This window comes from Bacillus sp. PK5-006 (assembly GCF_054161415.1).
In genome coordinates this window covers 787112-802316 of sequence record NZ_CP096414.1, presented here as the reverse complement: position 1 = coordinate 802316, position 15205 = coordinate 787112, and the positions used below count along the sequence as shown (strand labels likewise).

Annotated in this window: 16 protein-coding genes; 5 read left to right on the top strand and 11 right to left on the bottom strand. The window is 43.8% G+C overall.

Going from position 1 to position 15205, the window contains the following annotated elements; genetic code table 11:
* Positions 1-36 precede the first annotated feature (36 nt).
* From M1D84_RS03990 to M1D84_RS03980, 3 genes are read right to left on the bottom strand one after another with little or no spacing between them, the layout of a single operon-like run.
* Positions 37-810 carry a TIGR01457 family HAD-type hydrolase gene (locus M1D84_RS03990; protein ID WP_095410049.1) on the bottom strand — a complete coding sequence of 258 codons (774 nt, stop codon included), beginning with the start codon at positions 808-810 and terminating at the stop codon, positions 37-39.
* Between the two features lie 18 nt (positions 811-828).
* Positions 829-1263, bottom strand: a complete 435-nt coding sequence (locus M1D84_RS03985; RefSeq protein WP_073207287.1) for a DUF86 domain-containing protein — start codon at positions 1261-1263, stop codon at positions 829-831.
* Between the two features lie 19 nt (positions 1264-1282).
* Complete coding sequence (locus tag M1D84_RS03980; RefSeq protein WP_024423368.1) at positions 1283-1558, bottom strand: YutD family protein; 276 nt, start codon at positions 1556-1558, stop codon at positions 1283-1285.
* A 120-nt stretch (positions 1559-1678) separates the two neighbouring features.
* Between M1D84_RS03980 and M1D84_RS03975 the strand changes: the two genes are divergently transcribed.
* A complete protein-coding gene (locus M1D84_RS03975; RefSeq protein ID WP_458106419.1) occupies positions 1679-2314 on the top strand; it encodes a YhcN/YlaJ family sporulation lipoprotein in 636 nt (211 codons plus the stop codon).
* A 39-nt stretch (positions 2315-2353) separates the two neighbouring features.
* On the opposite strand, the gene lipA is transcribed toward M1D84_RS03975, so the two are convergent.
* The gene (gene lipA, locus M1D84_RS03970; protein ID WP_008360456.1) at positions 2354-3250 is read right to left on the bottom strand and encodes a lipoyl synthase; all 897 of its coding nucleotides are present in this window, start codon (positions 3248-3250) and stop codon (positions 2354-2356) included.
* 324 nt (positions 3251-3574) lie between these two features.
* Here lipA and M1D84_RS03965 point away from each other — a divergent pair, with 324 nt between their 5' ends.
* Positions 3575-4519 carry a M23 family metallopeptidase gene (locus tag M1D84_RS03965; protein ID WP_229137106.1) on the top strand — a complete coding sequence of 315 codons (945 nt, stop codon included), beginning with the start codon at positions 3575-3577 and terminating at the stop codon, positions 4517-4519.
* Between the two features lie 26 nt (positions 4520-4545).
* Here the strand turns inward: M1D84_RS03965 and yunB are convergent, their stop codons facing one another.
* The 4 genes from yunB to M1D84_RS03945 form a co-directional block, all read right to left on the bottom strand.
* Positions 4546-5316, bottom strand: coding sequence for a sporulation protein YunB (yunB, locus tag M1D84_RS03960; RefSeq protein ID WP_024423371.1), 771 nt, complete (start codon positions 5314-5316; stop codon positions 4546-4548).
* Between the two features lie 69 nt (positions 5317-5385).
* On the bottom strand, positions 5386-5691 hold the full coding sequence (locus M1D84_RS03955; RefSeq protein ID WP_024425980.1) for a YunC family protein: 306 nt from the start codon (positions 5689-5691) through the stop codon (positions 5386-5388).
* A gap of 67 nt (positions 5692-5758) precedes the next feature.
* A complete protein-coding gene (locus tag M1D84_RS03950) occupies positions 5759-7132 on the bottom strand; it encodes a bifunctional metallophosphatase/5'-nucleotidase (protein WP_024423373.1) in 1374 nt (457 codons plus the stop codon).
* Positions 7133-7198: 66 nt separating this feature from the next.
* Positions 7199-8050: a DUF72 domain-containing protein gene (locus tag M1D84_RS03945; protein ID WP_185853816.1), complete on the bottom strand. Its 852-nt coding sequence runs from the start codon at positions 8048-8050 to the stop codon at positions 7199-7201.
* 305 nt (positions 8051-8355) lie between these two features.
* Between M1D84_RS03945 and M1D84_RS03940 the strand changes: the two genes are divergently transcribed.
* Both M1D84_RS03940 and M1D84_RS03935 read left to right on the top strand, forming a co-directional pair.
* The gene (locus M1D84_RS03940; protein WP_458106418.1) at positions 8356-9525 is read left to right on the top strand and encodes a PucR family transcriptional regulator; all 1170 of its coding nucleotides are present in this window, start codon (positions 8356-8358) and stop codon (positions 9523-9525) included.
* Between the two features lie 64 nt (positions 9526-9589).
* On the top strand, positions 9590-10747 hold the full coding sequence (locus M1D84_RS03935) for an oxalate decarboxylase family bicupin (protein WP_039181215.1): 1158 nt from the start codon (positions 9590-9592) through the stop codon (positions 10745-10747).
* Positions 10748-10803: 56 nt separating this feature from the next.
* On the opposite strand, the gene M1D84_RS03930 is transcribed toward M1D84_RS03935, so the two are convergent.
* Positions 10804-11994 (bottom strand): MFS transporter, encoded by a 1191-nt coding sequence (locus M1D84_RS03930; protein ID WP_458106417.1) that lies wholly within the window; start codon positions 11992-11994, stop codon positions 10804-10806.
* A 158-nt stretch (positions 11995-12152) separates the two neighbouring features.
* Positions 12153-13388, bottom strand: coding sequence for a pyridoxal-phosphate-dependent aminotransferase family protein (locus M1D84_RS03925; RefSeq protein ID WP_458106416.1), 1236 nt, complete (start codon positions 13386-13388; stop codon positions 12153-12155).
* 171 nt (positions 13389-13559) lie between these two features.
* Here M1D84_RS03925 and M1D84_RS03920 point away from each other — a divergent pair, with 171 nt between their 5' ends.
* Positions 13560-14438 carry an endonuclease I family protein gene (locus tag M1D84_RS03920; RefSeq protein WP_172881541.1) on the top strand — a complete coding sequence of 293 codons (879 nt, stop codon included), beginning with the start codon at positions 13560-13562 and terminating at the stop codon, positions 14436-14438.
* Positions 14439-14451: 13 nt separating this feature from the next.
* Here the strand turns inward: M1D84_RS03920 and M1D84_RS03915 are convergent, their stop codons facing one another.
* The gene (locus tag M1D84_RS03915; RefSeq protein WP_172881540.1) at positions 14452-15195 is read right to left on the bottom strand and encodes an IucA/IucC family C-terminal-domain containing protein; all 744 of its coding nucleotides are present in this window, start codon (positions 15193-15195) and stop codon (positions 14452-14454) included.
* Positions 15196-15205: the final 10 nt, after the last annotated feature.

Sequence of the window (15205 nt, the reverse complement as noted above, 5' to 3'; positions counted from 1 at the left end):
AAAAAGAGGACGCGCGCGAACGCTTGTCCTCTTTTTCTATGATAATCGCTCAATCCACTCGGATAAGGATTCAATGACATAGGTTGGCTGCTTTTCATACTGCTGAAGCAGCTCTTTTGTTGTCACACCTGTGTGGACGAGTAATGTGTCCATTCCTGCATTCATTCCTGCCATAATATCCGTATCGTAGTTATCCCCCACCATGAGCGTCTCAGACACATCTGTCCCAAGTACACGCATCGCTTGTTCCATAATAATGGATTCTGGCTTTCCGATAAATGTCGGCTGAACCGTTGTCGTCACGGTTAGTACTGATGTTAACGAGCCGTTCCCTGGCAAAAGCCCTCTTTCTGTTGGAATGGCAATATCTCCATTTGTTGAGACAAATTGTGCGCCTTGACGAATGGCAATCGCACCTACTGCTAATTTTTCATATGTAATGCCGCGATCAATTCCAACAACAACGAAATCAGCGTCTTCCTGACCAAATGTCAGCCCTTTTTCTTCAATGGCCTGCTTGATTCCTTCTTCACCAATCACGTAAACTGATGCATCTTTCTTTTGCTCAGCAATATAATTGGCCGTCGCCATACTTGTTGTAAAAACTTGTTCTTCTGTTGCTGGGATATCAAATGAAACGAGTTTTTCCGCTACCTGCTTTGGCGTGCGTGATGAGTTATTCGTGACAAACAAGTAAGGAATGCTCAACTCATTTAACTTTTGAACAAATTGACCTGCTTCCTCGATCTTTTCTGTTCCTTTATACATTGTCCCGTCTAAATCAATTAAATAGCCTTTGTATTTCATGATGCTCACAACTCCAATGGTTTATTTAAACGCTGATACTGGGCCAAGCTCCTGCTCCAAGTAGGTACGGATGCGGCTTGGAAAGACCTCTAGTGCCTGCTCTACTTCGCTGATCACCTGCAATAAGTCATGATGATTTACTTCCTGATATTGCTGCACAAGTGTTTTGCGGGATGAGACAAGCTTTTTCAGCTGACTTCCTTCTCCTTCTGGTACAACCTTTTCATCAACAAGTATATCCATGATGTCATCATAGCTTCCTGGGTCACGCATAATAAAGCCATCAATCATGTCATTTCCGGTATCAAGAATACATTCGACGAGCAAATGAACAATTCGTTCCAGCGCTTTTTTCTCTAGAGGACTTGTCCATGTTTGATGACTCTGCAACAACTCATATTGCTCCTCGAAAAAACGTAATGTCTCTTCAATCTTTTTTCTGTCTACGAAATACATCATGACGCTCCCCTTTGCGTTATTTTCTGATTCGTTTTAAGACAAAATAGGCACAGCCAAAATTACAGTATTCATAAATGTATTCATCGAGTGTGCTGATTTTAGTATCAAATGTGGCCTTTTGGTTTTGGTCATCAAAGAACCCTTTCAGCCTGAGCTGATTATAGCCCCAGTCCCCCACAATATAATCATACTTATTTAAAATATCTGAGTACCTTGCTTTAAACGCTTCTTCATTAAAGCCGTCTTTGATATCTCTTACAAGATCAAAGGTAGCATTCTGAACGACGATCATCTTCTCACCTCTTTTTAAACGATCCATCTTTAATGATAATTCATTGGAAGAACTCCATCAATTGCTAAAGCATGTTTTTTCCGATTTAGCCGAAGCTAAAGGAAAAAGGAGGTCACATTTATGAAGAAACAACTGACTGCCGCGATTCTCCTCAGCATGCTTTTAGGCGGGTGCGGCTTTCAATCAGGTATGAACCGGCAAGTGGAGGAAGATTCTTCAAGTAAAACCATCCGTCTGTCGGATCGTCATGAAGGAAATAATTCCAATATGCCAGAAGCAGATACAAACAAAGCAGGATATGTTCGTTATCAGCGCCAGCAAGTAACGGATCAGAAAGAAAGAACCCCTGCTTTAAATCGTGAGCATCTTGCCCACGTGATTACAAGTCTAACGGTGCAGCTGCCAAACATCAAAGATGCAGCCACACTTGTGACAGATGAGGATGCACTCATCGTGTATCGAACAGGAAACAAAAACCGTGATGAATCTGCCGATCAAGTAAAGAAAACGGCGGTTTCTGTTCTCCCTCGTTATTATCATGTATACGTCTCTGATAATCCAGAGCACTTTCAATCCATTGCCAATTTTTCACGTCTTCAAACCAATTCACGTGATTTTGACCAAATTTTAACCAAAACGATTCAGCAAATGAAGTATTCCCCTCAAGGCGGGAACATATCGAATCAAGAAGATGCAAATGGGATGACGAATTCAGACCGTACAATGAGAAGAAACGCCCCTTACGGCCAAAATTAATACGAGAAAAAACGCCAGAGAGCTCTGGCGTTTTCTTTGTTACGCTTGCGCCTGACGCTTTTTAGACGCTTCGTTTACTTGTTCATCTGCATGGTAGGAAGAGCGCACAAGCGGCCCAGCTTCACAGTGGCTAAAGCCTTTTGACATCGCAATTTCCTTCAGCTCTGCAAACTCATCCGGATGGTAGTATTTTTGAACTTTCAAATGCTTTTTCGAAGGCTGTAAGTACTGGCCAATCGCCATAATATCCACGTTATTGGCAAGAAGATCATCCATGACTTCAATGATTTCTTCCTTCGTTTCACCAAGTCCAATCATAATGCTTGATTTTGTTGGAATATCGGGCTGCATTTCTTTTGCACGACGCAAGAATTCTAATGAACGATCATATGTAGCACGCGCACGAACTCTTGGCGTTAATCTGCGAACTGTTTCAATGTTGTGATTTAAAATGTCAGGACGCGTGTCCATTAACGTCTTCAAGTTATCATAATTGCCGCCCATGTCTGAAGGGAGAACTTCAATGGTCGTGAATGGGCTTTTTCTTCTAATCGCACGAACGGTTTCAGCGAACACACCTGCGCCGCCATCCTTTTGATCATCCCTTGCAACCGCTGTTATAACAGCGTGCTTTAAGTTCATTAAGGCTACTGAATCTGCCACGCGTTCTGGCTCTTGCAGATCAAGCTCAGTTGGAAGTCCAGTTTTCACCGCACAGAAACGGCATGCGCGCGTACAAACAGATCCAAGGATCATAAATGTAGCGGTTCTTCTCACTGCCCAGCATTCATGAATATTCGGACATTTTGCTTCCTCACAAACGGTATGCAGGTTGTTTTCCCGCATCATTTTCTTTAAACCGGTATAGTTTTCATTCGTATTCAGCTTAATTTTAAGCCAGTCCGGTTTTCTTACGTGCTCTTCCTTCTTTGCCAATTCCATCATCTCCATATGAATTCGTTAAAGGTGCATCTACAAAAATCTTCCTGCTATATACGATGGATGCAGCTAAAGCTGCAAAAAATTGAATCTTCGGCCTAAAGCCTTTTCTTTAGACACTTTAACATAGTACAGATTGAACAACAAGGGAATGAGCTGCAAAAATACCCAAAAGCCTCCTAAAAAAACAGAAGAAAATTACTAACATTTTCTTCTTATGAAATAGAGTGATCTAACCACACTAAACGGTAGAAGATGATGCTCGATGAAAGGAGATGGACGTTTGTGAAAGTGGTTTTAGCCATCATGATTGCTCTTTCAATGCTCCCTTTACCTGTTCATGCAAAAGGGACGGGCAAGCAGCCAGATGAATTGAAACAAAGAATGGCCCTATATGAAAAAGTTTCCATCACAACTCAGGTTCCATGGTATGTACTTGCTGCAGTTGATCAGTATGAACACAATATTCGAAAAAGCAGAAGAGATTTACCGAAACAAAAAGGCGTCATTGGCATCTACATTCCCCGGGAAATGTGGATTGGACCAGAAAACCCGAATAAACAGGATACCTCTCCTTTAAGCATTAAAGTGTTTGACGGAATTGGTCTTGATGGGAATGGGGATGGCAAAGCAAGCAGCGATGACGATGAGGATGTATTATTCACTTTTGCCCAATACTTGCTTCACTACGGCAGCAGCATTGATCAATTAAAAATTGGTTTATGGGACTATTATGGACGTGATCAAACCGTTGGAATCATTTCATCTTTTATGAAGCTATATAAGCACTACGGCCATCTTGATCTTGGAAAGCATGCTTTTCCTCTTCCGGTTGGAGCTGACTACAGCTACCGAAGTACATGGGGAGATGCGAGAGGGTTTGGAGGAAGGAGAATTCATGAGGGAACCGATTTATTTGCCCATTATGGACTTCCCGTTCGTGCGACATCGTATGGCGTGATTGAAATGAAAGGTTGGAACCGCTTTGGCGGCTGGCGGATAGGCATTCGAGATATTCATAATCATTATCATTACTTTGCTCACTTAAATGGCTTTGCGAAAGGACTCAAGACAGGTCAAATTGTTGAACCTGGCCAGGTGATTGGATCTGTCGGAAGCTCCGGTTACGGTCCTCCAGGCACCGCAGGAAAGTTTCCGCCGCATCTTCACTATGGCATGTACAAAGATAACGGCAGAACGGAATGGTCATTTGACCCATACCCTCATTTGAGGGCGTGGGAAAGAGCTGAACGGAAACGAAAGTAAATAACAGCCCAATCATTGTTGGGCTGTTATTCCTTTTTCTTCTTTTTTTCTGGAAGAACAATTGATGGAGCACCTGAGTTTGTTCCGCTGCCATTATAATAATCTGGCACGTCTCCTTGAACGGCTTGTATGGAGACAGGAACAGAGTTTTTCACTACGATTGTTTCAGAAGCAAATGGGATAATGACTCTTACCTTGACCTCGATCAGAACACTAATATCAATCAAGGCATTGTTGATGCCATAAGGCTTAATATTTTTTTCAACGTCCGTATGCGGATCACCAATCACACTAAAGCGTACAGGCACTTTGGGTCCGAGGTTGGCAATGAGTGCATTTCCGGATGCTTGCCCAAGCGGAATGTTATATATAATGCCGTCATGTCCATCTGTTTGATCCTTTAATGCTTCTTTTGCCTCTTTTTGAAAGTTCCCCTTTTCAATGTCCTCTAAATTTTTTTGAAGATGACGCGAGAGGTCAGCCATTGCTTTCGATGTTGCTTGCGCATTAAAATCGATGGTCGTCACTTTTCCGTTCTCACTTGTATTCATGACCACCATATCCTTCATATTCTCCTGATCGTCTGCAAAGTCTTGAACTGAATATTGTATGAGGTGATTGGCGATGCGCTCTGTTTCTAGTTCAGCAATGTGAATAAGGGTTGGTTTAATGGATCGGTTGATAAAAAATAAACTAATTACGGTTGAGAGCACAAAGAATAAGATCGCAAGCAGCATAACGTAACGAAATGGCAAAGGGCCCTTCTTGTAGGGGCGATAACGGCGGTTCATTCTCAATAAAAAATCCCCCCTTCTCCATTACATGTGTATGCAGACAGGCGGGGGGATAGGAATCATCTCTCTATTTTATTTCACCATTTTTAATAATGCATCTCTTCCAATTGTTCCAGCTGAGATGCCCAGCGCTTCTGCGGCGTATGTCACAGATTCTAAAGGAGCATCGAGCAATTGCTCAATGGTTCTTACACCCACTGCTCTTCCTGCAATAATTCCTCTATCTGCAAGCTTTTCATTCAAGAGCCCGACATCCAGTGCACCGCACATGATATACCCATGTTCATTTGTTACTGCCATGAAATTTGTCTTCGGCAGCTTGACGGTGACCGCTGTAAAGGAATGGCCATCAATTGTAATAGGTGTTAAATTCACCAAATCCCTTCACTCCTCTCATCACAATCTATGTGAAAAGAGGGCGCGTGTTGTTAGGCTGAAGCGGATTTCATGTTGCTTCCTTCAAGCGCCATGTCAGAACATCACGTAAAAATTCAGGCATAAAATATTCAATGTGTTCGTGATCACGGATATGAGGAAAAAGAGAGCCTAATGTATACATATCGACTGTGCCAACAGTATAGGAGGCGTCTTTTTTGATCAATTGACCATGTACAAAGACATCCTTCACCCGTTTGGCCTCGCCTTCTTCTAATGTATAGCTGAGGCCGCTATATAGCATTTTCCCCATCAGCTCACCTCTAAAGCCGAAGCCTTTGATGCGCAGCTGTTCCATTTTTTCTTCACAGCCCCGCTGAACTGTTTCGATGAGCTGTTGACCGGTAAGCGTCACCCGAATAGGATTAATGGGATGCGGACATATCCGGTGGATTTCTTCTCTTGTGACGATCCCTGCCTCTAATGAATCAAGCACCATACCTGCATTCATCATGCCAATATCTGCTCCGCACCAATCTTTAATGGCATCTGTTAAGAGCTGCGGAAGCGGAGAATCGTCGAACCACTTTGTTTCTAGCTTCGACTCAATCGTTGTCACTTTTTCCTGCATGAGTGCTTTCGCTCTTCTTTCTGCCTGCTGCAAGGTGGTGATGGCTTCATCTGATTCACTAATGAGCTGATCGACTGACTGTACTGTCGCTTTTTTCTCTATCAGCTCTTTGCGCGCTGTATCGATCGTCAGCTCAACGCAGCCAATATAATGCCCGTACTTTTCAGCGCATGCAAGCAGCACACCATTGTCCATTTCACCTTCTTCTAACAGATGATGCGTGTGTGAACCTAGGATGATGTCGATTTCAGGGAAATCACGGGCGACCTCTCGATCATGGATGATACCGAGATGAGATAAAAGCACAATGACATCTGCCTGTCCCTTTACTTCCTGCAGCATGTCCCGTATGCTGTCAAACGGATCAGTAATGTTCCAGCCCAGCTTTTCATATACAGGTGTATACGCAATGGTCACGCCTAAGAGACAGAGCTTCAGTCCGTTTTCCATTGTGATCATATGATAGGGCTTTGCCCATGATGGCCTTTTGCCTTTCTCAAATAAATTAGACAGGACCACTGGAAATTGTGCATTCTCATACAAGTGATCCAGCTGATCATGGGGCAGCGTAATACCTTCATTATTCCCGATCGTGACTCCATCATAGCCAAGCTGATTGAGGAGCTTGACGTTTACCTTTCCATAATCCGCTTCGGATACGAGGTTCACTCGATCCATATGGTCGCCAATATCAAACAAGAGCATCTGATCGTGAACTTGACGCTTTTCTTCAATATAAGCTGCAATTTTTGGCCAGTTCTCAAAGTGGCTGTGCAAGTCGTTTGTATGATATAACCATAGCTTCTGCAGCATGTTGATCTCTCCCTCAAGTTGTCACTGACCGTCTCATTCAGGTTGAAAGCTTCAGTCAGCTCTCGGTTAACTAAATAAATCTAACTGCTTCGGAGACAGGTTTGAATAGGTGATATCCAGCAAATCAATCATCTGCTGGCCATTTGCCGCTGCATCTCCGCCGGAGTTATTATTAAACACGACATAGACATCTTTCGATTGCTGATGCAGGATGTCGAGATTCTTTTTCCACTCTTTTAATTCAGCTTCATTATATAAATATAAGTATCTCACTTCACGCCAATTCTCATGGTCTGCCGGGTGAAGCCAGCCCTGTTTATTCCTTCCATGAAACCGGACCAATGTTTTATCACGGTGTGTAGCTTGTACGACCGGCGGAATGGAGCCTTCTCCGACTTGCGGTTCATCACAGACGGAATGAATCCATCCTTCCTTTTCCATAAAGGACAAAGTCTGCTCATAAAATTCCTCTGAAAACCATGTACGGTTTCGGAATTCGAGGGCACATGGAATATCGCCCATCTTCTCCTTACACCATCTTAAATAGTGGACGTGCTCTTTTTTGCAATCAAACCATGGGGGAAATTGAAAGAGCACCATGGCTAGTTTCCCTTCACGAATAAGGGGAGTCAGCGAAAGAATAAATGCATCAAACATGTCTTCCTTTGAAGCAAACGGAATCTCGCCCCTTTGATGTCCAGTCATTCCTTGGTATGCTTTCACAACAAATTGAAAGTCATCTGGCGTATCTTTTATCCACTTTTCATGATTACGCTCAGGCTGAACCGCATAAAAGCTGGCATCCAGTTCCACAATCGGAAACGTTGACGCGTAGTGAAACAGCTTTTGCGCGCTGCCGATTCTCGGCGGATAAAGACTGTCATGATCTCCCCAGCCAGTTAATCCGATATAAATCATGTTTCTCACCTCTTGCCACTCTCATGTATAGACGGCTTCCTCCTTCGAAGCCTTTGTTTCTTGTGATACCCATATTTTCTGAAAGAAATTCTTCTGTCTACAACATATCATATTTGCTCGTAATTCTGAATGAAGATGACTGGCGGCACGTGATTTTGTCCTGACGCTCTGTTTGTTTGTTATATTAATTGACAACTTTCTATCTAAAATGATTTTAGCTGATAACATAAAATGCATATCAGAGATGTAGACAGTGATTGTCCATTTTTTTATTCATCTTCACCAATAAAGGAGATTGAGTGGATATGAACATAGACGATAACCAGTTTGAAATTTTACAAAAAATGGCCAAAAAGATTCACAAGCCCATCTATTTGTTTAACCAGCATGGACGTATTCTCTATACCTCGCACCCCATGATCACAAGCTCAGAATGGATGCACATTCTCCCCTTTTTTCAAAGCAGGACAACTCATTCTTTTTCAATGATACATGCAAAACAAACCTTTTCCATCTTTCCAATTGATCTAAACGAACAAACATGTGATTATCTGGTCATCCTTGCTTTCATTCACCCGCAGAATAAAACTTTGCATGGGATCATTGCAAAAGCAGTAAACGAAATGTCGATTGCACGCATGAGACAATATGCCGCCCTGCAAACGGCCAAGCGTGCTAGAAATGAGGGCTTTCGCAAATGGATAGAGAGGGCATCGTCTTCCCAGCAAGATTCCTTACATTTCGCTCAGGCGTTTGGATTAAACGCCGAATGCCGCTATCTATGTATGATCTGTCAGCTTGACGAGCGCAGTGATACCACATGTTTTATGAAGCAGCAAATGGTTTTGGATCAGGTGGTTGATCTGCTCGAAAGTGCACTTCCAAGCTGCCCATTTCCTGCCTTTCTGTTTTTAAAAGGTGATATGGGGGTTGTATTGATGGAGGAGACTGGCAGTTGGCCGGAGGTTAGCGACAGGCTCAGCTCTTTTTTAAAACAGTTGCAGATGCTTGTTAAACTGCAAGTGAATCATACTATTTCTTTTGGGGTGAGCTTGACGGGCTGCCACATCTCCCATCTGTCTGAAGGCTACAATGAAGCATTAGAGGCTCTTCAAACCGGACATCTCTCATCGCGGACTGAATATATTCAATTTTATCAAGCAAAGGATGTGCCAGATTTACTAAGGCTCATTCCAAGAAAGGATATGATCACGTTTCACCAGCTGCACCTTCACCCGTTATCTGAATCATCACAAGTCGATCAAAGCCTTCTTCACACCTTATCTGTTTATTTAGAAACCCATTGCCACATTTCAGAAACAGCCAAACGCTTGTCCATTCATCGCAACACGGTCATTTATCGCCTCGAGAAGTGTGAAGAATTGCTTCGAATCAGCTTAAAAGATCCTGATGCAACATTGCGGCTGCGCTTAGCCTTCCGTATTCAAAGATTTCTCACATCCCATCCTGATTGAATTTTTTCTTCCGAAGCTTCATATAGTTTGGAAGAGAAAAATGAGTCTCGAGGAGGGATGACAAATGGATGATGAGCTCCGTCACATCCCGCAGCCCATTCGAAAGGATGGCGCGGGTGCTACCGACTTAGGCCCGCGTGATGTCCTTCGAGATATAGAGAACCCAGATATGCTCGTTCCCCCTAAAACCGATGCCGGAACAATCCCTAATTTAAAATTTTCATTTTCTGATACACACATGCATTTGAATCACGGCGGCTGGTCGAGGGAAATTACGAAGCGGGAGCTGCCTGTTTCAACAACGATTGCAGGTGTCAACATGCGGCTCACACGCGGAGGTGTTCGTGAGCTTCATTGGCATAAACAGGCGGAATGGGCGTATATGATTTTAGGCAAAGCCCGCATCACATCTGTAGATGCAGAAGGGCGAAATATGATCGCTGATATAGAAGAAGGCGATTTGTGGTATTTTCCACCTGGTATCCCGCACTCCATCCAAGGACTTGAGGATGGATGTGAGTTCCTTCTTGTATTTGATGATGGCGATTTTTCTGAATTTGATACATTCACGATCACAGACTGGTTTGCCCATACACCGAAAGAGATTCTATCCGCCAATTTTGGTGTTCCTAAGAAATTGTTTGACCGTATTCCGAATAAGCAGCGCTATATGTTTCAAGGCTCACCGCCGGCATCCTTAGAAAGCCAAATGGTATCTGATCCATACGGGAGCATCAAGCCGCCATTTACGCACCAGCTTCTTCGGCAAAAGCCGCTAACGACCTCAGGCGGAACCGTTCGAATTGTCGATTCACAAAATTTCCCGATTTCAAAAACAATTGCGGCTGCACTTGTCGAAGTAAAACCTGGCGGCATGAGAGAAATGCACTGGCATCCTAATAATGATGAGTGGCAATACTATTTAACCGGTACGGCCAAAATGACGGTCTTTGGAGCAGGAGGTACTGCCCGCACCTTTAATTACAGAGCAGGTGATGTTGGATATGTTCCTTTTGGTATGGGGCATTACATCCAAAATATCGGCCAAACGAGCCTTTGGTTTTTAGAAATTTTTAAAAGTGACCGGTTTGCAGATATTTCGTTGAATCAGTGGATGGCCTTAACCCCGCCTCAATTAGTGAAAGAGCATTTACACGTAGATGATGCAATGATTCGTGCGCTTCATAAAGAAAAATCACCTGTCGTGAAATATGAGAGATGATGCCCATCATAAAAAACCGATCAATTCGTTCTGATCGGTTTTTTTATCAGCAAATTTTAAGAAGCTGCCGAAGCATGCTGCACTTTTTTCCCCCACACGATGGATGCAGCGAAGCTTACGCAAAGCACCAGTGTTCCAAACATAAAAGGAAACTCAATATTCACATCAAATAATATACCCGCAAGACTCGGTCCGACGATATTGGCAAGGCTCATAAAGGATGTATTGAGACCGCCTGCTACCCCTTGCTGATTGCCTGCCATCTTGGACAGCAATGTATTGAGGGCTGGTCGGACAAATGACGTAGCCGATAAAAATAAAATCGAACCCGTAAAAATCAACCAAAAGGACGGCGCAAAACGGCAGGCGATCAGCATGAAAGCCGCACCTAACAGCGCATAACGCACGACTCTCATCTCTCCAAATCGTTTCACACAGGCATTCACTAACACCCCTTGAACAAGCACCCCGGCAAGACCCGCAACCGTAATCACAAACGCAATATCCTTCGGGGAAAATCCGTGTTTTTGGTCTACATATAAGCCGAAAATCGATTCAAAATGAATGATTCCGAAATTGAGGACAAAGGCCAATATAAACAAAAAGCCGTACGATGTCCTTAGAGCCTCGATCATTTGTACAAAAGGATTGAAATGAATATCCTTGTTAAGCCGCGCCTCTTCCTGTTTTTCCTTTGTTAATGTTTCAGGTAAGAAGAGGATGGATAACAAATTAGAAAGAGCAGCAAAGGAACCGGCAATCAGAAATGGAAATGCGATCCCGTACTCAACCAAATAGCCGCCTACGCCCGGCCCAATGACAAAACCTAGTGTCATCGCTGCACTGAATAGACCCATTCCTTTCCCTCGGTCCTTTTCACTTGTGATATCAGCGATGTATGCAAACATGGCCGGCATAAGCAAAGCTCCGGCAGCACCGCCTAAAAATCGAGACACGAACAGCATCCAAAGCTGATCAGCAAAAGCAAAAATAAACTGAGCAATCGTAAAACCCGCAATCCCGGCAATGATCAATTTTCTTCTTCCAAATCGATCGGTCAGTGCGCCGGCAATCGGCGATAACGCAAATTGTGTTAAACCTGTTGCAGCGACAAGAAAACCGAGTGTTTTTCCTGTTGCACCAAAGGCTTCGATGTAACTCGGCATAACAGGTACAATGAGGCCAAAGCCCAGCATGGCAATAAAAATATTGAGCATCAAAATGTATAATCTTCCCATCTTCTTCATACAAAAAACCTCTTTCTTCAAATAAATGAAAATGATGACAAAAATGATAAGAACTTCTCCAGTATAGCGATAACCTCATCTATAAGTCTAGTTTTTCAAAAATTAGTGTTCTTTTCCAAATAAAAAATACCCGCCAATGGCGAGTATGTTGGAGCTCGTTATTCAGCTTGTTCATAGATAGAAAGAGCCGCCTGAAGCCCTGCTCCGCAATGGATAGCCGCACCGTGTTTGATGAGAATCGCTTCCAGCCCTGCTAACACAAACAGCACATTTTCCTTTCGGCAGCTGTAGCCCATTGTCCCAATTCTCCATATACGGCCGGCAAGCGGTCCAAAGGAGCTTGCAATCTCAATCCCAAAATGATGGAGCAGATCGGCACGGACCGCTTCTCCGTCAATACCACTTGGAATGACAATACAGGTCACAACCGGCATTTTACAATCTGGATCACCAAATAATTCAAGACCCATTGCTTCAAGACCTTTCATCAAGGCTTTCTCATGATACGTGTGCCTTTGAAAACGTTCAGACAGCCCTTCCTCCAGCACAAGACGAACCCCTTCTCGCAGTGCATAAAGCATCGTTGTCGCTTCTGTATGATGATTTAATCGTCTTGGGCTCCAATAATCCTGAAGCTGGCTTAAATCAAAATAATTGCTTTTGATTGGAGAAATGTCCATTTGTTTTTGTAATTCATCCTGTGTCGCAATGCCTTTTTCTACTTTCTTTCTCGATTCAATGACAGCTGCGACTCGGTCATTATACGTAATAGGTGACATACCTGATGGAACAGATAAACATTTCTGCGTGCCGCCAATCGCCGCATCTATTTTCCATTCGTCCACTTTTACCTCGACACCGCCAATGGTCGCCACAGCGTCTACAATAAACAGCACATCAAGAGCCCGGCATGCTTGCCCGATTTGCTTGAGCGGCTGTAATCGTCCGGTGGATGTTTCACCATGAACCATGGCAACGATTTTAGGCTTGACCTGTTTTATTTCTTGAATGATGTCGGCAGGGTCAAAAACCGTCCCCCATTCACATTCCATTGTATGTACCTCAGCACCGTAGCGCTGCCCTATTTCAATGAGCAGGTGACCGAAGCGGCCAAAGACAGGCACAAGCATTGAATCTCCCGGCTCAATCACACTGGCGAGCACAGCTTCAAGCCCTGAACGGGACGTACCGTCAATTGGATAAGCCCATTTGTTTTCTGTTTGAAAAAGTGACCGCAATAAGGTCATTGTTTCATTCATAATGTGTGTAAATGCTGGATCAAATTGACCAAGAATTGGCGTGCTCATCACACGGAGCACTCTCGGGTCTACTTCAACGGGTCCCGGTGTCATAATCGTTCTTGAAGGTGTTTGCAGTTCTTTCACGTGATCCATCCTCTCCCTTGCTGTCCATCCTTATAAGCCCACTTATACAGGAATACGCCTAAAATAGCAATCTCTTTTCCTATAAACTTATTACATAAAATTTACGAGAAATCCATTTATTTCTTCATGGCAATATGATAGAAATAAAGAGAATACATTCCCTTTCAAGGAGGAAATCGAATGAAAAGAACTTTATTTGGAACTGTGGCCGCCGGAATTATGATATTCGGCACATTCGCCGCCCCGCTGCCTCCAGCTGCAAATGCTCAAGGTTTCAATCTGAGTGAACCTAGTCAAACGATCACCTTTTCCCCGTTACAGCTTCAAAACGAAACATCTGCACAACAAACGCAAACTGCCGCCACAAGTCAAATCGATTCCTATTACCAATCTGCTGATAGCAAATCAGGACCCGCTCTTAAGAAGGCCTTACACGATATTATTGATGATCATACGCAGCTAACCTACAGCCAGGTGTGGGATGCCTTAAAGAAAACAGATGAAGACCCCAATAACCCAAACAATGTGCTGCTACTTTATAGTGGTGTCTCCCGCTCAAAACAAGCGAATGGCGGAAATGTGGGTCAGTGGAACCGGGAGCATGTCTGGGCCAAGTCTCACGGCAATTTTGGGACAAGCCAAGGACCTGGGACAGATCTCCACCACCTTCGTGCGGCAGATGTGCAAACGAACAGCACACGTGGAAACTTAGATTTTGACACGGGTGGTAATGAATACAAAGGTGCACCGGGCAATTTCTACGACAGCGACTCATTCGAACCACACAGCCGGGTCAAAGGAGATGTTGCGAGAATGCTCTTTTATATGGCGGTTCGCTACGAAGGTGATGACCGCTTTCCAGATTTAGAATTGAACGACAAAGTAAATAATGGAAGCTCTCCTCTTCACGGCAAAATGTCTGTACTTCTCAAATGGCACAAGCAGGACCCAGTCGATCAAATCGAACGGAACCGCAATGAGATCATATATCAAACGTATCAGCACAACCGCAACCCTTTTATTGATCACCCTGAATGGGCAAGTGAGATTTGGGAATAAAAAAAGGGCACTGCTACGAGCAAGCAGTGCCTTTCTTTTTTTCAAGCGGACAAACAAGACAATAATCGAGACTCTCCGATTTTTTCTCAAGCTTATAATACATACAGCAGGTCTTCCGGTTGGATGTTTCAAGTAAACTGTCGTCTAGGTTTAGGCTGTGCTGAAATGGATTTTGCTGAGCTCCAAAAACATCTCCAGCCGCCTGCTTCAGATACAAATAATCCTCCCGCACGCGCTGCTTCACCGCAGGCTCTTCCGCTTCCCGCATCATGCTTCGATAAAGAGAGTTGATTCGAACCGCTACATTTTCCCATAAAATACGATAAGAGAGTTTTGATGTGCGGTTCAGCACGTCTAAAAGAGGCGTGACACACTCCGTAAACAGCGCACGCACGACCTTCTCTCTCCACTCCTGCCTGTCTCCTTCTAGTGGAACAAACGAACACGCCGCCTCATCCATTTCAATTTTTCGATCCTCTCTAAATGCACATGCTGCTGGTGGAAACTGATAGATACCGTCATACAGCGTCATCAAGTATAAAGAGGAACTGACGGCTAAGTAGGCATACCGCTTTGAAAACATAGAGGCTGCTACCGCAAGATTCGGTGCATGCATCGCTTCCTTTTCAGCTTCTAATAAACGTATGACGGCTGCTTCTGAAAAAAGCGCAGCAAGTGTGCGATCAGATGTCATTGGTTCATTTGTGATGTGTACCCCGAAATCAAGTAATTCTCTCTCAACCCACTCTGGCCTCATATCAAAACCC